This is a genomic window from Saccharothrix isguenensis (genome assembly GCF_052936305.1).
Map to the genome: position 1 here is coordinate 5778645 of NZ_CP193626.1, position 23759 is coordinate 5802403.

Sequence of the window (23759 nt, forward strand, 5' to 3'; positions counted from 1 at the left end):
GACCGAACGGGACGGTGATCAGGTCCACCTGGTGGACCGGCGGGAAATATCCGTTGCGAGGTCCGCGGCACCTCACATAGGTTCGCGGTACACGAGGAAGGAGGTGGTCCGAAGTTGAATAGCTATAGGACTCGTCGTGAGGTGGCTGTCCGCTAGGACCGACCTTTCCCAGGTGGTCTGGGCGAATCCCAGGCAGCCACCCGGCCCCCGTGACCCCGAGCCCAGTCCAGCTCGGCCCGCACCGAGTGCGGGAAGCGGTCAGGGGGCCGCTTCACGTTCTCGTCCCGCCGAGAGCAGCACAGTCGAGAGCACCCGAAGCTAGAGCACCCGCGCGCGATCGAGCGGAGCGCGGTCAACCCAAGTGCGAGCGCACCACGCGCAGGTCGGCCAGGAAACCCCGGTACGCCTCGTCACGATCCGGAGCGCGGAGCACCGACGACGGGTGCACGGTAGCGATCACGTCGTAGTCCTCGACGTGCTCCAGCCGCCCTCGCCGCTCGCTCACCTTGTACGCGCTCCCCAGCACGGCCTTCGCCGCCGTCGCACCCAGGCACACGACCAGGTCCGGCCGCACCTGCGACAGCTCCGCGTGCAGCCACGGCAGGCAAGCGACGACCTCACCGCGCGACGGCGTCTTGTGGATGCGCCGCTTCCCCCGCTCCGCCGGCACGAACTTGAAGTGCTTCACCGCGTTGGTCAGGTAGACGCCCTCACGGGCCAGGTCCGCCTCGTCCAACGCCTTGTCCAGCAGCCGGCCGGCGGGCCCGACGAACGGCTCGCCCTGCCGGTCCTCCACGTCACCCGGCTGCTCGCCGACCAGCACCAGCCGGGCGTCCTCCGGTCCCGCGCCGAACACCGTCTGAGTGGCCGGCTTGTACAGCTCGCAGCCCTCGCACCCGGCGGCGGCACGTCGCAGCGCCGCCAAGTCCGCGCCCTCGGGCACGAACGTGGCGGCGCTGGAGGTCGTCTTAGCTCTTGTCACCACGGAAGGCGTCCTTGACCTTCTCCCCGGCCTGCTTGATCGAGCCCTTGGCCCGCTCCGCGCGCCCCTCCGCCTGCCACTGCTCGTTGTCGGTCGCGTCGCCGACCGCTTCCTTCGTCCGGCCCTTGAGCTCTTCAGCCTTGTTGCTGAACTTGTCCTCGGTACCCATGTGACCGGTCCTCTCTCCAGACATTTCCTGCTGTCCAGGAGTACCCCTCACCCGGACGGGGAAACTCCGACCTCATCACCGCACACTTCGTCACAATCCCATGAAATGCCCATCAGGCCTGGTCACCGCCCTGAAACGGGGATGAGTTCCGGGTTCTGCCGCCCCGTTGAACCCCTCCAATTTCGCCGGGCCGCCCGCCCTCTACTACGGTGATCGTCTACGCGGTTGAAAAGCCAGCCGCAAGCCACCCGGCACCCGCGAGGGGACCCTGGGTCAGCGAGAGCTGTGGGCTTGCCTGTGCCTGCGACCGCGTATCCGGACGCTCTCGCACTGCCGGCCTGGCTGACCGGTACCGACGTGCGAGAGGAGCCCGACCGTGGTCGGGGACAACGGCCGTGACGATTCGCTGACCGCGCGGATCGCCGGCCTGGAGGCCGAGATCGCCGGCTTGCGCAAGGCGGTGCAGACGCGCACCGTGATCGGGCAGGCCACCGGCTTGATAGCCGCCGTGCAGGGCTGCACGCCCCAGGAGGGTTTCCAGCTGCTCGTGCGGATGTCGCAGCACCACAACGTGAAGCTGCACACCATCGCGCTGAAACTGCTCGACCTGTCCGCCGAACTGGGCCCGCAGCACGCCGTGCGCGCGGTGCACTCGACCACCGAGCCCGTCGACCCCGCAGAGCAGGCAGAACCGGTCGGGCCGCTGGAGCCCGCCGAACCGACCGAGTCCGCAGGGCGGCCCACTGGTGCCGTCGAGCCGCGGCGACACCACTTCGACGAGTGGCACAACGTCGAAGTGGTGCACGCGGCACGTCGGCTGGTCGCGGCCTACGACGCGGCCCGGCGCGCCGGTGACGAGCGGCCCGAGGTGCGAAGACACCTGGCCGACCAGGTCGCGCTGGCCGGCCGGCAGCTCGCCGAGAAGCTCACCGAGGTGGGCTGGCTCGCCCCGGAAGCCGCGGACTGACCACCACGATCGCGAAGGAGTCGGCGGGCAGGCGCACCACCTGCCCGTCCACCTCCAGCCCCGCCCCCACCGGCGGCGACGACAGCAGCACCTCGCCCACCGACGCGTCGAGCCGGACCTCGGCGTCCGGCCCGAGGTTGCACACCACCCTCAGCGAACCCCGGTGCAGCACCAGCACCGATCCCTCTTCCCGCACCACGAACCGGTCCAGCCGCGGGTCCGCCAGCTCCGGCCGTGACCGGCGCAGCGCGATCAACGCCCGGTACAGGTCGAACAGCTCGCGGTGGCCGGGCGCGGACACCTCGTCCCAGCGCAGCGTGGACCGGCGCACGGTCTCGGGGTCGATCGGGTCGGGCACCTCCGACTCGCCCCACCCGTGCCGGCCGAACTCGCGCCGCCGCCCGGTGCGCACCGCCTCGGCCAGCTCCGGGTCCGGGAACGACGCGAAGAACTGCCACGGCGTGCCCGCCGCCCACTCCTCCCCCATGAAGATCATCGGCGTGTACGGCGACGACAGCACGATCGCCGCGCCCACCGCCAGCCGCTGCCACGACACCGTCGCCGACAGCCGGTCCCCGGTGGCGCGGTTGCCGACCTGGTCGTGGTTCTGGAGGTACGCGAGGAACCGGTAGCCGGGCAGCCGGTGCCGGTCCACCGGACGGCCGTGGTGCCGCCCCCGGAACGACGACCACGTGCCCGTGTGGAGGAACACGTCCCGCAGCGTCCGGCCCAACGCGCCCTCGAAGTCCGGGTAGTAGCCGAACGTCTCGCCGCTCAACGCCACGTGCAGCGCGTGGTGCAGGTCGTCGGCCCACTGCGCGTGCAGCCCGTACCCGCCGCCCTCCCGCGCGGTCACCAGGCGGGCGTCGTTCAGGTCCGACTCGGCGATCAACGTCAGCGGACGGCCCACGGCGGCCGACAGCGCGTCCACCTCGACCGCCAACTGCTCCAGCACGTGCAGCGCGCTGCGATCCACCAGCGCGTGCACGGCGTCCAGGCGCAGGCCGTCCACGTGGAAGTCCCGCAGCCAGCCCAGCGCGTTGTCGATCACGTACCGGCGCACCTCGTCGGCGCCCTCGCCGTCCAGGTTGAGGCCCGGCCCCCAGTCGTTGCTGCCCGCGAAGTACGGCCCGAACCGGTCCAGGTACGCGCCGGACGGCCCGAGGTGGTTGTAGACCACGTCCAGCAGCACGGCCAGGCCCCGCCCGTGGCACGCGTCCACGAACCGCTTGAACCCGTCGGGGCCGCCGTACGGCTCGTGCACCGCGCCCCACAGCACGCCGTCGTAGCCCCAGCCGGCCGTGCCGTCGAACGAGTTGACCGGCATCACCTCGACGTGCGTGACGCCCAGCTCCACCAGGTGGTCCAGCCGCTCCACCGCGCCGTCGAACGTGCCGGCCGGCGTGAACGTGCCGATGTGCAGCTCGTAGACCACCGCGCCCGGCAGCCCGCGCCCGGTCCACGCCTGGTCGGTCCACGTGAACGCCGAGTGGTCGTACACCCGCGACGCCGCGTGCACGCCGTCCGGCTGCCACCGCGAGCGCGGATCGGGCAGCGCGTCGTCCGAGTCGCCCAGCAGGAAGGCGTAGTCGGCTCCCACGGGCTCGGACACGTCCGCGTGCCACCACCCGCCGTCCCCGGCTGCCATCTCGTGGTCCCGACCGTCCACCCGCACCCGAACGCGCTCGTGCGACGGCGCCCACACCGCGAAAGTCACCGATCTCCCCTGACCAGCAGTGCCACCGGGTAATGATCGAGCAGGTCGGTCAGCAGCGGCGCGGCGGGCCGGGAGGTGAGCACGTCGGTCCACTCCCCGGGCGGCAGCGGCAGCACCGTGTCACCCCAGCCGCCCGCGTCCGCCAACCCGACCGGGAGCCGGGTCGCCACCGCGACCAGGCCGTTCCGCTCGAACGCGACCACGTGCGACGCGGCCGTGCCCGACGCCGACAACGGCCGGTAGCCGCGGAACAACTCGGGCCGTTCCCGACGCAACCGCAGCGCGCGCCGCACGACGAGGAGCTTGGCCGCGCCCGAGTCGTCCACGTCCGGCAGCCAGCCGTCCTCGATCCGCGCCAGCAGCCGCCGCCGCACCTCGTAGTCCACCGGCCGCCGGTTGTCCGGGTCGACCAGCGACAGGTCCCACAGCTCGGTGCTCTGGTACACGTCCGGCACGCCCGGCGCCGTGAGCTGCACCAGCTTCTGCCCCAGCGCGTTGGACCAGCCCGCCGCCACGATCCGGTCCACGAACGACGCCACCTCTGCCGCCACCGGACCGGCCAGCACCTGCTCCGGCCACGCCGCGACGGCCGCCTCGAACTCCTCGTCGTGGTCGATCCACGTGGTGCGGACCTTCGACTCCTTGGCCGCCTTGTCCAGGTAGCCGCGCATCCGGTCGGCGGTGATCGGCCACGCGCCCACCAGCGACTGCCACGCCAGCATGGCCAGCGACGGCTCGTCGATCGGGTGCGCGGCGGCCCACCGGCGGACCAGCTCGGCGAACTCGTCGGGCACCTCGGCCAGCACCGCGAGCCGCGCCCGCACGTCCTCGGACCGCTTGGTGTCGTGCGTCGACAACGCCGTCATCGCCGCCGGGAACCCGGACTCGCGCAACGCCGCCCGCGCGTGGAACTCCTCCGGCGGCACGCCGAACCGGTCCGGCGCGCCGCCGACCTCGTTCAGCGCCACGAACCGGCTGTACCGGTAGAACGCGGTGTCCTCGGTGCCCTTGGCGACCACCATCCCAGACGTCTGCTGGACGCGGGTGGCCAGCTCGCCGTGCGGCTCGGCGCGCACCTGCCGGTCCAGCTCCGCCGCCGCCGGCGACGTCGCCGCGCTCACCGCCGCCGCCCACGCGTCCAGGCCTTCGGGCAGGTAGGAGCGGTAGACGGGGAAGTGGACCATCACCTCGGCGACGGCCTGCTCGGCCTGCTCGCGGTCGACGTCACGGACCAGGGCCGCGATCCGGCGCACCTCGGCGCGCAGGATGGTGCGGGTGACCAGGTCGCGGCACTCGTGCTCGACCGCGGCGAAGTCCGTGGGCACGCCGAACTCCTCGGCCAGCGCGGTGAACCCCGCCTCGCCCGCCGGGTCCACGAACAGCCCGCACACCTCGCGCAACGCGTCGTAGCCGGTGGTGCCGTCGACCGGCCACGTCGCGGGCAGCCGCTCGTCCGCACCGAGGATCTTCTCGACCACCAGCCACACGCCCGACCGCTCCTTCAGCCGCCGCGCGTACCCGCCGGGGTCGGCCAGGCCGTCCGGGTGGTCCACCCGCAGCCCCGTCACCTCGCCCGCCGCCACCCACCGCAGCACCTCGCCGTGGGTCGCCTCGAACACCTCCGGGTCCTCGACGCGCACCGCGGCCAGCGAGGTGATGTCGAAGAACCGCCGGTAGTTCAGCTCCGAGTTGCCGCGCCGCCAGTCCACCAGCCGGTAGTGCTCGTGCTCCTCCTCGGAGTCCTGGTCGGCGGCGAACGGCAGCAGCAGCGGCCCGGAGTCCCAGTCGACGTCGAAGTACTTCGCGTACTGGGAGACGCGGCCGTGCCGGAGCACGTCCCACCACCACGCGTTGCCGTCGTCGTGGCCGACCGCCATGTGGTTGGGCACGATGTCCACCACGAACCCGAGACCGGCCCGCTTCAGCGCCTTGTGCAGCGCGACCCGGCCCGACTCGCCGCCCAACTCCTCACGGGCCCGCGTCGGGTCGACCACGTCGTAGCCGTGCGTCGAGCCGGGCACCGCCTCCAGCACCGGCGACGCGTAGAGCGCGCCGACACCCAGCGCGTCCAGGTAGTCGACCACCGCTTCGGCGTCGGCGAAGGTGAAGTCGGGGGTGAACTGGATCCGGTAGGTGGACGCCGGCGCCGCTCCACCGGCGGAATCCCGCTCCGCTCCCCGTCCGCCCGTCATTCCTGGCCCGTCCGCTGGAGCACGACCAACGACCGCGCGGTCAGCGTGACAGTGGCGCCCGCCGGCACCGGTTCGCCCTGGTCAGGCGCGGTCACCTCGCCGGTCGCGGTGTCCACCACCACAGTCCACTGGAGGCCGTAACCCTCCTCGGGGAGGGTGACCTCGATGTCCTCGTGGTGGGCGTTGAACGCGAGCAGGAACGAGTCGTCCAGCACCCGCATCCCCCGCTGGTCCAGGTCCGGGATGCCTTCGCCGTTGAGGAACACCACGACGCAGCGGCCGAAGTCGTCGCCCCAGTTCTGCTCCGTCATCTCTTCACCCGACGGCGTGAACCAGGCGATGTCGCGGAGTTCGTCGCCCTTGCGGATCGGCTTGCCCTGGAAGAACCGGCGCCGGCGCAGCACGGGGTGCTGCCGGCGGAACGCGGTCAGCGCGGAGGTGAACTCCACCAGGTCGCGGTTCTTCTCCGCCAGCGTCCAGTCCACCCAGGCCAGCTCGTTGTCCTGGCAGTAGACGTTGTTGTTGCCCGCCTGCGTGCGCCCCAGCTCGTCACCGTGCAGCAGCATCGGCACGCCCTGCGACAGCAGCAACGTGGCGAGCATGTTCCGCCGCTGCCTGGCCCGCAGGTCGTTCACGTCCGGGTCGTCCGTCGGGCCTTCCACGCCGCAGTTCCACGACCGGTTGTCGTCCGCGCCGTCCCGTCCGTCCTCGCCGTTGGCCTCGTTGTGCTTCTCGTTGTACGACACGAGGTCGTGCAGCGTGAACCCGTCGTGCGCCGTCACGAAGTTGATCGACGCGTACGGGCGGCGGCCGTCGTCCTGGTAGAGGTCGGACGAGCCGGTGATGCGGGACGCGAACTCGCCCAGGGTGGCCGGCTCACCGCGCCAGAAGTCGCGGACGGTGTCCCGGTACTTGCCGTTCCACTCCGTCCACAACGGCGGGAAGTTGCCCACCTGGTAGCCGCCGGGCCCGACGTCCCACGGCTCGGCGATCAGCTTCACCTGGCTCACCACCGGGTCCTGCTGCACCAGGTCGAAGAACGTCGACAGCCGGTCCACGTCGTAGAACTCGCGCGCCAGGGTGGCGGCCAGGTCGAACCGGAACCCGTCCACCCGCATCTCGGTCACCCAGTACCGCAGCGAGTCCATGATCAGCTGGAGGGTGTGCGGGCTGCGGACGTTCAGCGAGTTCCCGGTGCCGGTGTAGTCGGTGTAGAACTCCGGCTGGTCTTCCTCCAGCCGGTAGTACGCCTGGTTGTCGATGCCGCGCATGGACAGCGTGGGGCCCAGGTGGTTGCCCTCGGCGGTGTGGTTGTAGACCACGTCGAGGATGACCTCGATGTTCGCCTCGTGCAGGGCGCGCACCATGCCCTTGAACTCCTGCACCTGGTTCGCCGTCTCGGGCATCGCGGTGTAACCGGCATGCGGCGCGAAGAACCCGATCGTGTTGTAACCCCAGTAGTTGCGCAGGCCCTTCTGCTGGAGACCGTGGTCGGTGACGAACTGGTGCACCGGCATCAGCTCGATCGCCGTGACGCCGAGGCTGTGGAGGTGGTCGATCACCGCCGGGTGCGCCAGACCCGCGTACGTGCCGCGCAGGCTCTGCGGCACCTCCGGGTGGTGCATGGTCAGGCCGCGCACGTGGGCCTCGTAGATGACAGTCTCGTTGTACGGCGTCTTCGGGGGCCGGTCGTTGGCCCAGTCGAAGAACGGGTTGACCACGACCGACAGCGGCACGTGACCGACCGAGTCCTGGTCGTTGCGGACGTCCGGGTGGCCGAACTCGTAGCCGAAGAGCGACTCGTGCCAGTCGATGTCACCCGCGATCGCCTTGGCGTACGGGTCTATCAGCAGCTTGTTCGGGTTGCACCGCAGCCCGCGCTTCGGGTCGTGCGGGCCGTGCACGCGATAACCGTACTTCTGCCCTGGGCCGACGCCCAGGATGTAACCGTGGTGGACGAAACCGTCCACTTCGGGTAGTCGCAACCGGGTCTCGGCGCCGTCGTCGTCGAACAGGCACAGCTCGACGTGGTCGGCGACCTCCGAGAACAGGGCGAAGTTGGTGCCGACGCCGTCGTAGGTCGCGCCGAGCGGGTAGGGCGTTCCGGGCCAGGGCCGCAAAGATTCCTCCGGGACGAGCAGGGACGATCCGACCCGCGTCGTTCTGCAGGGTCAACTACTACCGGTGTGTGACCTGGCGAGTTGGCCGCGTGCGGCCACCAGCAGCAGGCGGGCCTCCTGGAGTTCGGCGTAGCGCAGGTGTTCGCAGGCGGCTTCGGCGCAGGCCACGGCCTGGGCCAGGGCGTCGTCCGAGGTCTGGTCGACGCGCCGGAGGGCGGCGCGCAGGGATTCCTCGGCGTGGCGGGTGCCGGACAGCGGATCGGCCAGATTGGACGGCCGGACCGCCATCAGGACACGCTCGACGGTCGCTTCGAGCGCGTCCGCCGGGCTGCTCTGCGGGGTGGGGAGCGGAGCGGTGGGACCTTGTGGGGTGCTTTGTTCGGGCACCATCCCGGTGCGGTACACCAATTCGGTGTTCACGGGTGAATGCCACCTCCAACCATGGCGCGGGTGACGGCTTGACGATACCTCGCGGCTGGGCCGCGCGCTGTGACGTGGGTGTTCCGCTTCGCGTGCAAGTGCTTTACGTGCAACTGATTCACGTACGCGTCGTTCGCGGACGTGTGCTCCGCGTACGCGTGCTTCACGGGCGGCCACCGCCGACCCGGGGGGTGCGACCTTCGGCCAGCACGGCGGCGACGCGGCGCACCCTCGGGTCGGCGAACAGGTCGTCGAGCCCGACGGGCAGCGGGATGCGCCAGTTCGGGTACTGGTCGGTGGTGCCCGGCAGGTTGGGCTGGCGGGTCTCGCCCAGCGCATCCTGTGGCGATGTCAGCACGAGCACGGAACGGGCCTTCGCGAGCAGGGCGTGGAACGCGGTAACCAAGTCATCGGCATCCACGCCTTCCTGCTTGAGGAGTTCGAGCAATTCGCCGCGCTCGCGCTCGGCGGCCCGGTATTCCCCCTCGACCGGCCCGTCAAACCGATCCAGCTCCGCTCGCACCCGAACGTGTTCGGCGGCGAGGAACCCGGCCACGGTCGGCAGGTCGTGGGTGGAGATGCTGGCCATCGCCGACGCGGTCCACTTCTCCGGCGGGATCAGCGGGTGGTCCGGCAGGTCGTACTCCCGCTGGAACCACAGCACCGCCGAGCTGAGGACGCCGTGCTCGTGCAACGCCGCGGTGACCTTCGGCTCGATCGTGCCCAGGTCCTCCCCCACCACGACCGCCCGAGCGCGGTGCGCCTCCAGGGTCAGCACCGCGAGCATCGCTTCGGAGTCGTAGTGGACGTAGGTGCCCCGCTTGGGCGGCTCGCCCGGCGGGATCCACCACAGCCGCCACAGGCCCGCCACGTGGTCGATGCGGATGCCGTCCGCGTGCCGCAGCACGCTGCGCACCACGGCGCGGAACGGCTCGTAGCCCTGTTCGGCGAGCCGGTCGGGCCGCCACGGCGGCAGGCCCCAGTCCTGTCCCAGGCCGCTGAACGCGTCCGGTGGCGCGCCGACCGTGACGTCGGCGGCGAACGCGTCGCGCACGGCCCACGTGTCCGCGCCGCCGGGGTTCACGCCCACCGGCAGGTCGTGGACGACGCCCACGGGCATGCCCGCGTCGTGCGCGGCCCGGCGTGCGGCGGCGAGCTGCTGCTCGCACAGCTCCTGGAGCCACGCGTGGAACGCCACCCGTTCGGGATCGGCGGTGGCCGTGGCCGGGTCCTGCTGCTCGGGGGGCCACTCGCGCCAGTCCGGCCCGTGCACCTCGGCGAGCGCGCAGAACCGGGCGAAGTCGAGCAGGTCGCCTTCGGGCGCGTGGTGCTCCTGGCGCCGCCAGAGCAGTTCCAGCGCACGGGCCTTCGCCGACCACACGGCGTCGTAGTCGATCAAGTCGGTGTCGTTCGGCGGGCGCAGCGCGTCGATCTCCGCGCGGGTCTCCGGATCGGCGTCCGCGTAGGCCGGGATGTCGGAGATCCGCAGGTAGAGCGGGTTGGCGAAGCGGCGGCTCGACGGCGAGTAGGGGGACCGCTCGACCGGCGAGGTGGGGCTGATCGCCTGCACCGGGTTGACCAGCAGCACGCCCGCGTCCAGCTCGGCGGCACTGCGCCGGGCCAACGTCGCCAGGTCGCCGTAGTCGCCCATGCCCCACGAGTCGGCCGACCGCATCGCGTACAGCTGGAGCATCCAACCCCACGACCGGGGCACCGGCCGGAGCTTGCGCGGGGCGACGATGACCGTGCGGTCGCCGAGCCGGTGGTAGCCGAGCGGGAGCGCGGCGGGCAGCTCCTGCCGTCCACCGTCCTCCAGGTCGACCGCACCCGTCTCCTCCAGCACGTCACCCTCGCGCAGGACGACCGTCGCGGGTGGTCGTTCGGGCGCGGCGAGCGCGCGGCGCACCGCCTCCGGCGTCGAGGCGTCCACGTCCAACTGCGCGAGGACGGCCACCACCACGTCGGGGTCGACGTCCGCACGGCGTTGTCCCGCGTCCTCGTAGTAGGTGGCCACGCCGTGGGCCTCGGCCAGTGCCGCCAGCTCGTCGTCCACGTCGGACAGCTTCGCCTTCTCCGTCGAGTCGAATCCAGTGCGGTGACGAGTGGTCACCCGAAGGTTGCAGGATCTTGCCCCTGGTTAATAACCCAGGTGAGTGATCCCAAACCTGGACGTCACGAATTCGCCCGTTCCGGCTTCGGGCCGGTCGAGGCGCGCACCACGAGGTGCACCGACGGCGGCCCGGTCTCGTGGTCCTCGCCGCGCAGGCCGGCCAGCAGCACCTCCACGGCGTGCTCGCCGCGTTCCCGCCAGGCGCCCTCGACCGCCGTGATGCCCACCGCGCGGGCCAGGTCCGGCCCCTCCAGGCTGACGATGGACACGTCGCCGGGCACGTCGCGGCCGTCGCGGCGAAGCCGCAGGAACACGCCCAGGGCCACCTCGCCGCTGGTGGTGATGACGGCGGTCGGCAGGCTCTCGGCGTCCAGCAGCGCGTCCACCACCTGCTCGCCGCCCGCGACCGTGGAGGACGACCACAGCGTCCACTCGGGACGCACCGACAGGCCCTCGGCGACCAGCAGCTCGTCGTAGAACTCGTCGATGTCGCCGGCCAGCACCAGCGCGACGTCCCGGTGCCCCAGCCCCGTGAGGTGGCCGACGGCCAGCCGCAGCGCCTCCCGCAGGTCCTCGTCGCGGACCGGGACCACGGGCACGTCCAGGCTCTTGAGCGCGGTGTCCTCGGCCTCCGTGAGGTGCACCGACAGGGCCAGCACGCCGTCCACCCGCCGGCCCAGCGGCAGCTCCTCGAAGAACCGGCGGCGCGCGTCGGCGTCCTTGAGCACGTAGAGCAGCACGTCGTACCCGGCCCGGCGCAACGCGCCCTCCGCGCCCGCGAGCAGGTCGCCGCGCGCGACGTCGGCGGTGAGCACCGCGATGGCGTACCGCCGGCCGCCCGCGAGGCTGGACGCGTCCCGCGCGATCGCGTACCGCATCTTCTTGGCGACCTCGGTGACGTACCGGCGGGTCGCCTCGGAGACGCCGGGCTCGCCGCGCAGCGCGCGCGACACCGTCGCCGCGGACACCCCGGCGGCCCGCGCCACGTCGGACATGCTCGTCAACTCACACCTCCCGGCCTGGTACGAGATTAGCGAGAACCGTACGGTTGCCTTGTCGCGAGCACCGTGCGAGACGTGATCGACACCCTCCGGAAGGACGTACATGAAGCCCGGCGACCAGGCACCCGACTTCACCCTGCCCGACCAGGACGGCACCCCCCGCAGGCTGTCCGACCTGCTCGGCGGCGGCCCCGTGGTGCTGTTCTTCTACCCCGCCGCGATGACCTCCGGGTGCACGGCGGAGAGCTGCCACTTCCGCGACCTGGCGGCGGAGTTCGCCGAGGTCGGGGCGCAGCGGGTGGGGATCAGCCGCGACTCGGTGGAGCGGCAGAAGGAGTTCGCCGACAAGCACGACTTCGGCTACCCGCTGCTGTCGGACGGCGACGGCGGGGTGGCGGAGGCGTTCGGCGTCAAGCGCAAGCTCGGGCCGCTGCCGGTGAAGCGGCACACGTTCGTCATCGACACCGACCGGACCGTGATCGAAGTCATCAAATCCGAGTTCGCCATGAACGCCCACGCCGACAAGGCGCTGACCGTGCTGCGTCAGCGGGCCGAGAAGTCCGCCTGACCCCCCTCACCGGCCGGGGGCTTCGGGCCTGAGGCCGGCGAGGACGAAGTCGGCGATCTCGGCGCCGAGCCGGGTGGGCGACTTGGGCCCGTCCGGCCGGTACCAGGTGGGCAGCTGGTTGACCACGCCCAGGGCGATCAGCACGGTGGTGTCGGCCGGCACGGCGGAGCTGAACTCGCCGGTGGCCTGCGCCTGCTCCACCACCGAGCGGAACGTCTCGTGGTAGCGCCGCCGCTCCGCCCGGAAGCTCGCCATCCGGTCCGCGCCCAGCCGGTGCATCTCGCGCACGAACACCGCCGTCTCGTCCACGCTCTCGGCGGTCGTCTCGACCAGGCTGACCACGATCCGCCGCACGGTGGTCGCGGCGTCGAGCCGGGCCGACACGATCCGGTCGAGGTCGGCCATCTGGCGGCCGATCAGCGACCGGTAGATCTCGAACAGCAGGTCGTCCTTGGACCCGAAGTAGTGGTAGAGCGCCCCCTTGGTGACGGAGGCGGCGTCGACGACCTCCTGCACCGTCGTCGCGTCGAACCCCTTGGCGGCGAACAACCGCACGGCCGCGCCCACGATCCGCTCGGGCGTCGCCCCGGTCCGCCGCGCCACCGTCAGGCCCCTGGCGCCAGCGCGCGCACCAGGTCGAGCTGGTCCGCGCCGGTGGGCAGCAGGGCGATGACGGGCGTGTCCACGCCGTTGGACGCGTACCGCGCCACCCGTGCCCGGCACTGGTCCACGCTGCCGTGCACGATCAGCGCGTCCACGACCTCGTCCGGGATGAGCGCGCCCGCGCCGCGCCGGTCGCCGGCAGCCCACGCCTCGTGCATCGGGCGCAGCGCCTCGCCGCGCCCCAGCCAGTCGTGGAACGCCGCGTAGGCGGGCACGGTGAGGTAGGTGCTGATCAGCATCCGGCCCAACGCGCGGGCCGCACCGGCGTCCTCGGTCGGGCACACGAAGATCCGCGCGGCCAGCTCGCCGCCGCCCATCTCGGCGCGCACCTTCGGCACGTCGTCGGCGCCGAGCCAGTTGGTGATGGCGCCGTCCGCCTCACGCCCGGCGAGCCGCAGCATCCCGGGGCGCAGCGCGGCCAGCATGATCGGCACCCGGTGCTCGGGCGCGCGCTCCAGCTTGAAGCCGCGCACCGAGAACGTCTCGTACTCCTCGGTCACCTTCTCGCCCGCCAGCGCCGCCTTGAGGAACCTCAGCGTGTCCCGCGTGCGCTTGAACGGCTCGGTGAACGGCACGGAGTTCCACCGCTGCACGATCACCGGCGACGACGAGCCGATGCCCAGCACGAACCGGCCGCCGGACACCTCGGCCAGCGTGGCGGCCGTCATGGCCAGGGTCGCCGGTCCGCGCGTGTAGACGGGGGCGATGGCGGTGCCCAGTCGGATGCGGTCGGCCCACTGGGCGGCCAGGGCCAGCGGCGTGAAGGCGTCCGTGCCCGCGGTCTCCGCCGACCACACGTCCGTGTAACCGAGATCGGCCAGTTCGGCCACCAGCGCGCGGTGGTCGAGCACCGGCACACCGGTCAACGGCATGGTGATTCCCCAACGACCCACGATCGCCTCCCTGAACGCTCGGACCGCCACCGTACCGCAGGTACCGACCAGTCGGTATGTCCAGAGGTCCACCCGGCGAAGTTCGGAGGATTAGCGGGCGCACTACCGGGGTAACCCCGGACAGAGCTCTGCCCCGCCGGTCGGGGTACCGGCGGGGCAGAACGAGTGGCGGTCGCCTGTCGGGGTGCGTCCGTCAGAGCGAAATGCCCCGGGCACCCAGCCAGCCGACCGGGTCGATCTTCTGCGAGCCGTTGATCCACACCTCGAAGTGCAGGTGGGGACCGGTGGACTGACCGCGGTTGCCCATGGTGGCGATCTGCTGACCGGCCTGCACGCGCTGGCCCTGGGACACCAGGGTCTCGTTCACGTGGCCGTAGATCGTGATCGTGCCGTCGTTGTGCTGCACGCGCACCCACAGGCCGAAGCCGGACGCGGGGCCGGACTCGACCACGACGCCGTCCATCACGGACAGGATCGGCGTGCCGATGGCGTTCGCGATGTCGACGCCGTAGTGCGTCGTGCCCCAGCGGGCGCCGTAGCCCGAGGTGAACGAGCCCTGGGCGGGCTTGACGACCGACGGGCGCCGGGCGGCCTGCTCGGCGGCGACGCGGGCCGCCTCCTGCTGCGCGGCCTGCTCGGCGGCGACCCGGGCGGCTTCCCGCTGCGCGGCCTGCTCGGCCGCGACCCTGGCCTCTTCGGCGGCGATGCGGGCCTGCTCGGCCGCCTGCGCCTCCTGCTGCTGCTTGAGCTCGGCCTGCCGCACGGTGTAGCCGTTCGACGCGTGCTTGATCGCCTGGTCGATGTGCTGCCGGACGAGGAGCCCTTCGGACCGCATGAGCTTCGCGGCTTCGAACGCGGGCTGGACGGCGTGCACCGTCCTGACCGCGGGCGCCTTCGGCCCCGAGGTGTGCGCCAGCGCCGCGATCAGGTCCTCGCTGGCGGCCAGCGGGATGATCGGGGTGCTGCCGCCGGTCGCCGGGCCGGCCGCGCCGACACCGGTGGCGAGGGCGCCGGCCGCGACCACGACGGCCGCGACCCTGCCGCTGATGGGTTTCCGATCGCAGTCCGCGCGGTGGGAGCTGCGGTTGCCGGTGGTGTTGGGGGGCGCCGAGAACGCGCGTCGACCACTGGCTTTCGAGTGCCGTGCCAAGGTATTGCCTTCCTGCATCGGGGAGCACGGGCCGGCCAAGGGGACGCCTGGCGGGGGATCCAGGTGGCGCCGCTTTCGGGGAGCGACGCCGTGTCCCATTGGTGACCGAACCGTGACATGCGGCCGAGACCGTAACCCGATGTGACAGGAAGGGGCAACCCCCAGCGCGAATGCTGGTCCTTTTGGTGACAAGGACCACGGAAAGTGACTCTCCGTGTTCAGGTACCCCGTAGTTTCGTGTTGGTCCGTTATAAAAGCCCAGGTCAGAGGTGACGTAAGCCGTGACGGAAGGGCGTTCGAGGCCCGTTACCGGAAGCGCGGGTCGACCGGCGGGAGCGGCGCGGGCTCATGACCCTCGTGGATCACGTGCATGGCCCTGAACCAGGTCGGCGCAGCCACCAGACCACCGTAAACACCGTTGGCCTCGTTGTTGCCGCACAGCCTCGGCGGGTTGCCGATGCAGATCACCTGCGGCCGGGCGCCGTCGGTGAAGGTCATGACCGCGCCACCGAACTGGGGGGTGGCGCCCATGAAGGCCACCGAGTGGTGGTTCTCGGTGGTGCCGGTCTTGCCGATCATCGGCCGGCTCCAGCCCGCCGTGGTCGCCGCCGCGGCGGCCGTGCCGCCGGGCTTGGTGTCCGCGCTCATGCCGACGGCCAGCGCGTTCGCCACATCGGGCGCGACGGCCTGGTCGCAGGCCGCTTCCTTCAGCTGCACGGGGTTCCCGTTGCGGTCCACGATCTTCTCCACCGGCGTCGGCGGGCACCACTTGCCGCCGCTCATGATCGTGGCCGAGACGTTCGCCAGCTCCAGCACGCTGGTCGGACCGGCGCCTAGGGTGAACGAGCCGCTGTTGTCCTGCTTGTACTGGTCACCCTGGGACGGCCCGTTGGAGCCGTCCGCCTTGAGCGGGATGCCGGAGCGGTTGACGCCCTGCATCGACTCGCGCAGGCCCAGCCGGTAGGCCATGTCGACCACGTTGTCCAGGCCGGCCTTCTCCTCCAGGATGATGAACGCGGTGTTCGGCGACTGCGCCAACGCCTCGGTCAGCGTCATCTTCTCCTTGTAGTCGGCGGCGTTCTTCACCGTGTACGGCTGGCTGCCGTTCTTGTAGACCCGCGAGGTGTACGTCTTCGGCACGTCGATCTGCCGGTCGATGCCCGTGATGCCCCGCTCCAGCGCCGAGGCGGCGGTGAACACCTTGTAGATCGAGCCCGCGCCGAACTTGGTCACCTCGGCCGGGATCGAGTAGGCGCTCTGCCCGGCGTCGGCGTTGTTGCCGAAGTCGCGGTTCGCGGCCAGCGCCCGCACCCGGTGCTTGTCCGGACCCGGCTGCACGACGGCCATCGCGTTGGCGATGCCCGGCTGCGTCTTGGGCACGTGGAACTCGGCGGACTCCTTCGCGGAGCGCGTCGCGACCGGGTCCATGGTGGTGCTGATCGTGTAGCCGCCGCGCAGCAGCTCGTCGGTCGACAGGCCGGCCTGGTCGAGGTAGTCGATCAGGTAGCGGCAGAAGAAGCCGTAGATCGGGCCGTCGCCCGCGCCGACGCAGCCGTTGGGCAGCAGCCTGAGGTCGGGGACGACGCCGATGTCGGCGGCCTTGTACTCGGCGGCCTTCTCCTCGGCGACCTTCGCGTCCGGGCCGAACGCGCCGTTGTCGCGCATGCGGTCGATCACCGTGTTGCGGCGCTTGATCGCGGCGTCCACGTCGGAGCCCGGGTTGAGCCGGCTCGGCTCGTTCACCAGGCCCGCGAGCATCGCGGCCTGCGGCACGGTCAGCTTGTCCGGGGTGGTGTCGAAGTAGGTGCGGGCCGCCGCCCCGACGCCGTACGCGCCGTTGCCGAACGGGACGACGTTGAGGTACGCGGTGAGGATCTCGTCCTTCGTCATCTTCTGCTCGAGCTGGGTGGCGATGCGCGCTTCGCTGATCTTGCGGCCGATCGTCGCCTCGGTCGCCTTCTCGTACGCCTCCTCGGAGCCCTTGCCCACGACGAACGCGAGGTAGTTCTTCACGTACTGCTGGGTCAGCGTCGAGGCGCCCTGCGTGGTCTCACCGTCCACACCGGCCTTGGCCGCGGCACGGGCGATGCCCTGCCAGTCGACGCCGTTGTGCTCGAAGAACCGCTTGTCCTCGACCGCGATGATCGCGGCCTTCATGGTGTCGCCGATGCTCTCGGACGGGACCGGGATGCGGTACTGGTCGTACAGGTAGGCGAACGGCTGGCCGTGCATGTCCAGCACGGTGGTCACCAGCGGCAGCTCCGCCTTGGTCAACTCACCGGAGGTCTGGTCCACGGTGTCCGCGGCCCGGTTGGACGCCAACCCGAGACCACCCACGACCGGGAACAGCAACGCCGCGACGAGCACCCCCGCCATCAGGCACAACCCCATCAACTTGACCAGACCTGTCGCGCGCGCGGCGAACACTGAACCAGCAACCCCTTCCAAGCACCGCGGGAAGCCCCCACTGACTAAGTCGCACGACGACCACCGCGGGTTGCCCGACGACGGGCAGAAGTTCGCGGGGTGATCTCCGACGACCGTGTCGAAGTTACTCCTGCCCAAAGAAGCCCGTGGTCAAACCCCACTGGGCCGGACGGGTGGCGACCGCCAGGCGCGGAAGGGTGATCAGCCTCACGTCGGCCGGACGGTCGTCAGCGCGTGGCGCGGAGCCTGATCGTCGCGCTCGCCCGACGCACCTCGACCCCCGCGTGGTCGGGCAGCACGTCCTCCAGGAACCCGTACCCCTTCAGCTGCTCGTCCGCCCGCCGCGACACCGTCCGCCACCACGTGGCGATGTCCACCCACCCCGGCGCGGACAGCGACCCGCCGAAGTGCTGCACCGACAACGCCGCGCACAGGTTCGCGAACCGCACCTTGTCCACCAGCGGCCACCCGGCCAGCGTGCCGAGCACGAACCCGGCCCCGAACACGTCGCCCGCCCCGGTCGAGTCCAGCGGCGCCACGTTCAACCCGGGCACGTCCGCCACCTCGCCGGTCGCCGAGTCGACCGCCACCGCCCCGCCACCACCGCGCGTCACCACGACCACGGGCACGTGCTCGGCCAACGCGGCAGCAGCGCGCTCCGGGGTGTCGCACCGCGTGTACCGCTGGGCCTCGGCGTCATTGGGCAGGAACACGTCGTACCGCTCCAGCCGGCGCATCAGCTCCGGCGCCCACAGCCCGGTCCGGTCCCACCCGATGTCGGCGAACAGCAGCGCGCCCTGCTCCTTGGCCTGGAGCACCCACCGCTCGTCCTCGGCGCCCACGTGCACGAAGCACGCGCGCGTCCGGGGCGGCGGGTCCAGCATCTCGTCGGCCGACACGGGCGCCCGGTGGCCGTGCGTCACCATCGAGCGGTCGCGGTCCATCGCCATGGACACGGTGACCGGGGAGTGCCAGCCGTAGAACCGCCGGCAGTAGGACAGGTCGACGCCCTCCTGCTCGGCCAGCACCTCCCAGCAGAAGTCGCCGTAGGCGTCCTCGCCGAACGCGGCGGACAGCGCGGTCCGCAGCTCAAGCCTGCTCAGCGCCACGGCCAGGTTCGCGATGCCGCCGGGGCACGAGCCGAGTCCTTCCGCCCACACCTCGGTGCCGGGCGCGGGCGGGCACGGCAGGCCGGTGAAGATGATGTCCAGGAACACCGTGCCGGACAGCAGCACGTCGAACCCGGGCGCGGTCGACGACGGTGCGGGAGCCGAACCCGGCGGATGCGCGGGCGGCTCCGGTGACGGCACTGGCGACGACTGGGACGAAGGCTCCGGTGACGGCACCGGCGGATGAGGGGCGGCTGCCATCTCCCCACGATGCCAGTCCGGTCAGCCGTTCACAGCGGCGAACATCTCCCGCATCCGCGCCAGCGCCCGGTGTTGCGCGACGCGCACCGCGCCGGCCGTCGACCCCACGGCCGCAGCCGTCTCCTCCGCCGACAGGCCCACCGCGATCCGCAGCACCAGGATCTCGCGCTGCCGCTCGGGCAGCCTCTGCAACAGCTGGGTGACGTGCCCGATCATCTCGCCGGTCATCGCCCGCTGCTCCGGCCCGTCCTCCAGGGCGGGCGTGTCGGGCAGCTCGGGCACGACCTCGGCACGGCTGCGCACCGCACGTCTTCGCGCGTCGGCGACCTTGTGCGCGGCGATGCCGTACACGAACGCCAGGAACGAGCCCGGCTCGTACCGGTACGTGCCCAACGCCGACACCACGGCCAGGCAGACCTCCTGGGCGATGTCCTCGGCCGAGACGAGCGTGCGTTCCCGCGAGCCGACCCGCGCCCGGCAGTACCGCAGCACCAGGGGCTGGATGCGCGCCAGGACCTGGCCGATGGCGCGCGGGTCGCCCAGCAGCGCCGCGTCGACCACCTCGGTCAGCTCGGCCTCGGCCAGCCACCGGGCGGTCGCCCGCTCGGGATCGCCCACCGCGACCAGCCTGACCCCGGGACGACCGGGCGTGTCCGCGTCGCCGCGGTCCGCGCCGATCCCCACCTCGACGTCGGCTCGCACGGATGCGTGCTGCACCATCCGGCGACCTCCTCACGACTCGTCAATCTCCGGCCACCCCGGCTCATTGATGTAGAGCGCCTGGCAGCGCCCCTGATACGGAATCGGGGAAAGCGGACCACGGTTGAACTGTGCGTGGCGGAACGGCACCCGAGCGCGACCGGGGATGAGCCGATCGGCCGAGTGGCGGGTCCCGGTTACCTCGCCCTGGTGCACCGGCGACACCCGGCCGGCCCATCCCGGAGCCCGCTTCGGAGTAGGCGGCCGCACTCCGACATCCGCCGGAACGTCCCGTCGAACGCCCGGCGGCGCGCGAGAATGATCGCCGAGCGGGCCGACCGGTGGAGGGGACTGGAGATCACGGTGATCGAACAGCTGAGCGTGCGGACGGACGAGGGCGACTTCGACGCGATCGCGGCGGGGCCCGAGGACGGCCGGCCGGTGTTGCTGCTGCACGGCTTCCCCGAGGCGGCCGTGGAGTGGGAGCACCAGGTGGCGGTGCTGGGCCGCGAGGGGTTCCGGGCGGTGGCGTTCGACCAGCGCGGCTACTCCCCCGGCGTGCGGCCGGACCGTGCCGCCGAGTACGGCGTGGACGCGCTGGTCGGTGACGTGCTGGCGGTGGCGGACTCGTTCGGCTGGCCGGTGTTCGACCTGGTCGGCCACGACTGGGGCGGCGCGGTGGCGTGGTGGACGGCGGCCGAGCACCCGGAACGGCTGCGGAAGCTCGCCGTGGTGTCCACGCCGCACCCCGGCGCGCTCGCCGAGGCCCTGCGCACGGACGAGGACCAGCACATGCGGTCCGGGTACATGGTCGAGTGGCGCAACAGCACCACCGAGAAGCGGATGCTGGCCGAGGACGGCGCGGCGCTGCGGCAGATGTTCGAGTGGCGGGTGCCGCCGAGCCGGGTGGACGAGTACGTGCGGCGGCTGTCCGAGCCGGGCGCGCTGACCGCCGCCCTGAACTGGTACCGGGCCGGCCGTCCGGGCGGGAAGGCCGGGAAGGTGTCCGTGCCCACGATGTACGTGTGGAGCACGGAGGACGTGGTGTTCGGCTCGACGGCGGCGCTGAGCACCGGCGACTGGGTCACGGGGCCGTACCGGTTCGAGATGGTGGAGGACGTGTCGCACTGGGTGCCGGAGGAGGTCCCAGAGCTGCTCACGGCACTCCTCCTGGAGCATCTCTCACCGTGAGCGCACCTGAGCGCGCCCCGATCGCACGCTGATTGAACCGCGCCGGGGCACGGGACGTGTTCCGGCGTATGACGGAGTTGACCTACTCGGAGCGCAGGGTCGCGACCCTCGCCGCGTGTGGCCACAGCAACCGGGCGATCGCGATGCGGTTGCACATCACCGTGAGCACGGTGGAGCAGCACCTCACCAGGGTCTACCGCAAGCTGTCGGTGGCCGGCCGGGCGGAGTTGGAGGGGCACCGAGCGCTGGTGTGACAGGCCCTACTGTGGCCCCATGCGGGTTGCCGGGTTGCTGCTCGCCGCGGGCGCCGGACGGCGGTTCGGCGGGCCCAAGGCGCTGGTGTCGCACGGCGGCGCCCTGTGGGTCGACCAGGCCGCGGGCGTGCTCCGCGACGCCGGGTGCTCGCCGGTCGTCGTGGTGCTCGGCGCCTCGGCGTCGTCGGTGCGCGCGCGGGCGGCGTTGACCGGCTGCGTCGTGGTGGACAACCCCGACTGGGCCACCGGCATGGGGTCGTCGCTGCGTGCCGGCCTGGCGGCGCTGACCGGCTCCGGCGTCGCGGCGGTCGTCGTGCTGCCCGTGGACACGCCTGGCGTCACCGCGGCGGCGGTGGAGCGCTTCCGCGCGCTCGCCGCGCCCGAGGCGCTGGCGCGTGCGTCCTACGACGGCGCGCCCGGCCACCCCGTGCTGATCGGCACCGAGCACTGGGCGGGGGTGTCCGCGTCGGCGACCGGCGACGCGGGAGCCCGTGACTACCTGCGCACCCACAGCACGCTGGACGTGCCGTGCGAGGACGTCGCGGACGGCGCCGACGTGGACCACCCCCGCGACCTCACCAGCTGAACCGCTGTCAGGCCGACGTGGGCCGTTGCGGCTCGGCCTCCTGCTGCACGACCGGCAGCGGGCCGGACGTGATGCGGGGCAGCGGCAGGTCCGGCTCGGTCTCCGCGGTCCACCGGTCCGGCACGTCCAGGTGACCGGCCAGCAGCGCGTGCGCCTCGGCGGTCGCCTGCTGCACGATGGCGCGGGCCCGCTGGTCGGCCTCCGCGAGCCGCCGCTGGGTCTCCTGCTCGGCCTCGTCGAGCAGCACGGCCTGCTGCCGCGCCACGTCCTCGGCCCGCTTGAGCATCTGCTCGCTGCGCTCCCGCGCGTCGGTCTCGAACGCGTCGGCCTTCTGCCTGGCCACGTGCATCAGGTAGCGGATGCAGCCGGACACGGCGTTGTCCTTGGAGTAGCCCGCGTGCAGCACCCGGTACTCGCCGAGTTCGCTGCGCGCGTCCTCCAGCTCCCGGACCAGGTCGTCGGCGGTGGCCAGCGCGGCGTCCCGGTCGACCCGGAGGACGTCCAGCTCCCGCCGCAGGCGGGCCAGTTCCGCGTCCACCTCGTTCCGGTCGTAGCCGTGCCACCGCACGGTGAAGGGCGTGCCCTGGGGATTGTCGATGTGCATGGCTTGCCGCCGTTCCGGACGACTCAGCCCCGGGCCAGCGCCACGAGGTCGTCCATGGTGCCGTTGAACAGGTTCTGGTCGATCGGGGTGGAGGTGTGCTGCCAGATGGCGTGCACCGTCCAGCAGTGCGGGAGCGGGCCGATGCTCTCCGCGTAGCGGGCCACCCAGACCGGGCTCGTGGCGGTGAAGTCACCGACGCGGCCGGTGCACTTGTCCCACCACAGGGTCGACGTGTAGATCACCGGTGGACGACCGGTGCGGGCCTGGTAGGTGTCGCTGAACTGGCGGATCCAGTCGACCATCGCCTCGGGCGCGAGTCCGTAGCACGTGTCGTCGCCGTACGGGTTGTACTCGATGTCGAGGACGCCCGGCAGCGTCCGGCCGTCCGCGATCCAGCCGCCGCCGTGGTCCACGAAGTAGTGCGCCTGCGCGGCGCCGTCCGACCGGTCCGGCAGCGCGAAGTGGTACGCGCCGCGCACCATGCCCACGCCGTGCGAGCCGTTGTACTGCTGCCCGTAGTTCGGGTTCCGGTAGCCGGTGCCCTCGGTCGCCTTGACGTAGGCGAACCGCATGCCCTGGTTCCACCAGTGCGGCCAGTCCACGTCGCCCTGGTGGCTGCTCACGTCCATGCCGGGAACGGCGGCGCCGTCGAGCTGGAGTGCCGCCGGGTCGACCGGCGCCGCGCCTTCGTGCTTGGCGATCTCCGACCCCGCGTGGGCGGAGCCCTCCGGTGGCGGCACGGCGGTCGACGGCGGGCGGGGGGCCGCGAGGCTGCCCTGGACCGGACTGCCCTGGACCGGACTGCCCTGGACGGGACTGCCCGGGACGAGGCAGCACAGCACCAGCGCGGACGCGGCCGTCCGGGACACCCACCTGTGCGATCGCGCCGGCATTGGTCCGTCCTCCCCTTCACCGCTGGGTCTCCGGCGGAGCGCCGTGACTTCTGGGGAACGGCTACCACCAAGGGGCCCTCGACAACCTGAAGATGTTATTTCCACCCGACCGAATGACACGCCGCGCCATTCGAGGCGGCGAAGTGACCGTCCGACGCCGGGCCCGGCGTGATCAATTCCCCCTCAGCGGGGATATGCCGGCATTAAGGATCACTTCCGGGGGCACTCCCTGAGAGGCGCGACCGTCGGCGCGACGCATCGGAAGGTAGGAGCCATGACCTCGACCCGAGTGGACTGGGAGCCGTTCATCGAATCGCTGCACGAGGCGGCCGGGCTGTGGGACCGCGGCCTCGCGTGCCGGGCCAGTCGGTGCGACCTCGACGACGAGGTCGACGCCGACCCCCCGCGGGTCGTGCCGATCACCGAAGAGGAGGCCGAGCGACTGATGAGGGCCGTGGCCTTCCTCGCGCGCCGGCTGAGCGTGGCCGCGGAGTGCGTCGTCTACGTGACCGCGGAGTCCAGACTGGAGCCGGCCGTGGGCGACCCGGCGGCGGAGGCCGACGCGCTGTCGCTGACCGCGCTGCACGCCGCCGCCATGAGGCACGCGGCCGACCTGGCCAGTGCCGCGTTCACCCGCACCGATCATTCCGATCGTTTTCACGCTGCGTGAATACGTTCACGAACGGGTGAAGAAGGCCGGGTTAAACGTCCGGGGCCTATTATCCGTACGTTACAGTGAACCCGGATCCTCCGGCCTTTTCCCGCGCCCGTCCGAGCGTAACG

At 71.8% G+C, this 23759-nt stretch carries 22 protein-coding genes; 6 read left to right on the forward strand and 16 right to left on the reverse strand.

What is annotated here, in order from left to right:
- Positions 1–352: 352 nt before the first annotated feature.
- Together ACRAKI_RS25535 and ACRAKI_RS25540 are read right to left on the reverse strand one after the other, a co-directional pair.
- Positions 353–985: a UdgX family uracil-DNA binding protein gene (locus ACRAKI_RS25535; RefSeq protein ID WP_447003053.1), complete on the reverse strand. Its 633-nt coding sequence runs from the start codon at positions 983–985 to the stop codon at positions 353–355.
- On the reverse strand, positions 969–1151 hold the full coding sequence (locus ACRAKI_RS25540; protein ID WP_447003054.1) for a CsbD family protein: 183 nt from the start codon (positions 1149–1151) through the stop codon (positions 969–971). The genes ACRAKI_RS25535 and ACRAKI_RS25540 overlap by 17 nt, the downstream gene beginning before the upstream one ends.
- A gap of 376 nt (positions 1152–1527) precedes the next feature.
- Here ACRAKI_RS25540 and ACRAKI_RS25545 point away from each other — a divergent pair, with 376 nt between their 5' ends.
- Positions 1528–2118 (forward strand): ANTAR domain-containing protein, encoded by a 591-nt coding sequence (locus tag ACRAKI_RS25545; protein WP_447003055.1) that lies wholly within the window; start codon positions 1528–1530, stop codon positions 2116–2118.
- Here ACRAKI_RS25545 and treZ read toward each other — a convergent pair.
- The 6 genes from treZ to ACRAKI_RS25575 all read right to left on the reverse strand — a co-directional run bounded on the left by treZ (position 2078) and on the right by ACRAKI_RS25575 (position 11672).
- A complete protein-coding gene (treZ, locus tag ACRAKI_RS25550; RefSeq protein WP_447003056.1) occupies positions 2078–3835 on the reverse strand; it encodes a malto-oligosyltrehalose trehalohydrolase in 1758 nt (585 codons plus the stop codon). The two genes, ACRAKI_RS25545 and treZ, sit on opposite strands and share 41 nt — an antisense overlap.
- Complete coding sequence (gene treY / locus ACRAKI_RS25555; protein ID WP_447003057.1) at positions 3832–6027, reverse strand: malto-oligosyltrehalose synthase; 2196 nt, start codon at positions 6025–6027, stop codon at positions 3832–3834. Before treY ends, treZ begins: the two co-directional genes overlap by 4 nt.
- A complete protein-coding gene (gene glgX, locus ACRAKI_RS25560; protein ID WP_447003058.1) occupies positions 6024–8147 on the reverse strand; it encodes a glycogen debranching protein GlgX in 2124 nt (707 codons plus the stop codon). The genes treY and glgX overlap by 4 nt, the downstream gene beginning before the upstream one ends.
- A gap of 51 nt (positions 8148–8198) precedes the next feature.
- Positions 8199–8567, reverse strand: coding sequence for a hypothetical protein (locus ACRAKI_RS25565; RefSeq protein WP_447003059.1), 369 nt, complete (start codon positions 8565–8567; stop codon positions 8199–8201).
- A 163-nt stretch (positions 8568–8730) separates the two neighbouring features.
- Complete coding sequence (gene malQ / locus ACRAKI_RS25570) at positions 8731–10620, reverse strand: 4-alpha-glucanotransferase (RefSeq protein ID WP_447008508.1); 1890 nt, start codon at positions 10618–10620, stop codon at positions 8731–8733.
- A 119-nt stretch (positions 10621–10739) separates the two neighbouring features.
- The gene (locus ACRAKI_RS25575) at positions 10740–11672 is read right to left on the reverse strand and encodes a LacI family DNA-binding transcriptional regulator (RefSeq protein ID WP_447008509.1); all 933 of its coding nucleotides are present in this window, start codon (positions 11670–11672) and stop codon (positions 10740–10742) included.
- Between the two features lie 109 nt (positions 11673–11781).
- On the opposite strand from ACRAKI_RS25575, the gene ACRAKI_RS25580 reads away from it, so the two are divergent.
- The gene (locus ACRAKI_RS25580; protein ID WP_447003060.1) at positions 11782–12246 is read left to right on the forward strand and encodes a peroxiredoxin; all 465 of its coding nucleotides are present in this window, start codon (positions 11782–11784) and stop codon (positions 12244–12246) included.
- A 6-nt stretch (positions 12247–12252) separates the two neighbouring features.
- On the opposite strand, the gene ACRAKI_RS25585 is transcribed toward ACRAKI_RS25580, so the two are convergent.
- The 6 genes from ACRAKI_RS25585 to shbA all read right to left on the reverse strand — a co-directional run bounded on the left by ACRAKI_RS25585 (position 12253) and on the right by shbA (position 19469).
- Complete coding sequence (locus ACRAKI_RS25585) at positions 12253–12849, reverse strand: TetR family transcriptional regulator (protein ID WP_447003061.1); 597 nt, start codon at positions 12847–12849, stop codon at positions 12253–12255.
- Positions 12850–12851: 2 nt separating this feature from the next.
- Entirely contained in the window at positions 12852–13802 is a 951-nt protein-coding gene (locus ACRAKI_RS25590) for an LLM class F420-dependent oxidoreductase (protein WP_447003062.1), read from the reverse strand.
- 193 nt (positions 13803–13995) lie between these two features.
- Positions 13996–14952: a M23 family metallopeptidase gene (locus tag ACRAKI_RS25595; protein ID WP_447003063.1), complete on the reverse strand. Its 957-nt coding sequence runs from the start codon at positions 14950–14952 to the stop codon at positions 13996–13998.
- A 306-nt stretch (positions 14953–15258) separates the two neighbouring features.
- On the reverse strand, positions 15259–17343 hold the full coding sequence (locus ACRAKI_RS25600) for a transglycosylase domain-containing protein (RefSeq protein WP_447003064.1): 2085 nt from the start codon (positions 17341–17343) through the stop codon (positions 15259–15261).
- Between the two features lie 263 nt (positions 17344–17606).
- Entirely contained in the window at positions 17607–18689 is a 1083-nt protein-coding gene (locus ACRAKI_RS25605; RefSeq protein WP_447003065.1) for a PfkB family carbohydrate kinase, read from the reverse strand.
- A gap of 81 nt (positions 18690–18770) precedes the next feature.
- Complete coding sequence (gene shbA, locus ACRAKI_RS25610) at positions 18771–19469, reverse strand: RNA polymerase sigma factor ShbA (protein ID WP_447003066.1); 699 nt, start codon at positions 19467–19469, stop codon at positions 18771–18773.
- Between the two features lie 342 nt (positions 19470–19811).
- Here shbA and ACRAKI_RS25615 point away from each other — a divergent pair, with 342 nt between their 5' ends.
- The 3 genes from ACRAKI_RS25615 (at position 19812) to ACRAKI_RS25625 (ending at position 21479) form a co-directional block, all read left to right on the forward strand.
- Positions 19812–20639 carry an alpha/beta fold hydrolase gene (locus ACRAKI_RS25615; protein WP_447003067.1) on the forward strand — a complete coding sequence of 276 codons (828 nt, stop codon included), beginning with the start codon at positions 19812–19814 and terminating at the stop codon, positions 20637–20639.
- A 68-nt stretch (positions 20640–20707) separates the two neighbouring features.
- Positions 20708–20893 carry a helix-turn-helix domain-containing protein gene (locus ACRAKI_RS25620; RefSeq protein ID WP_447003068.1) on the forward strand — a complete coding sequence of 62 codons (186 nt, stop codon included), beginning with the start codon at positions 20708–20710 and terminating at the stop codon, positions 20891–20893.
- A gap of 19 nt (positions 20894–20912) precedes the next feature.
- Positions 20913–21479 (forward strand): nucleotidyltransferase family protein, encoded by a 567-nt coding sequence (locus ACRAKI_RS25625; RefSeq protein WP_447003069.1) that lies wholly within the window; start codon positions 20913–20915, stop codon positions 21477–21479.
- A gap of 7 nt (positions 21480–21486) precedes the next feature.
- On the opposite strand, the gene ACRAKI_RS25630 is transcribed toward ACRAKI_RS25625, so the two are convergent.
- Positions 21487–22083 carry a DivIVA domain-containing protein gene (locus ACRAKI_RS25630; RefSeq protein ID WP_447003070.1) on the reverse strand — a complete coding sequence of 199 codons (597 nt, stop codon included), beginning with the start codon at positions 22081–22083 and terminating at the stop codon, positions 21487–21489.
- 23 nt (positions 22084–22106) lie between these two features.
- Entirely contained in the window at positions 22107–22976 is an 870-nt protein-coding gene (locus ACRAKI_RS25635; protein ID WP_447003071.1) for a GH25 family lysozyme, read from the reverse strand.
- A gap of 274 nt (positions 22977–23250) precedes the next feature.
- On the opposite strand from ACRAKI_RS25635, the gene ACRAKI_RS25640 reads away from it, so the two are divergent.
- Positions 23251–23646: a hypothetical protein gene (locus tag ACRAKI_RS25640; protein ID WP_447003072.1), complete on the forward strand. Its 396-nt coding sequence runs from the start codon at positions 23251–23253 to the stop codon at positions 23644–23646.
- Positions 23647–23759 lie beyond the last annotated feature (113 nt).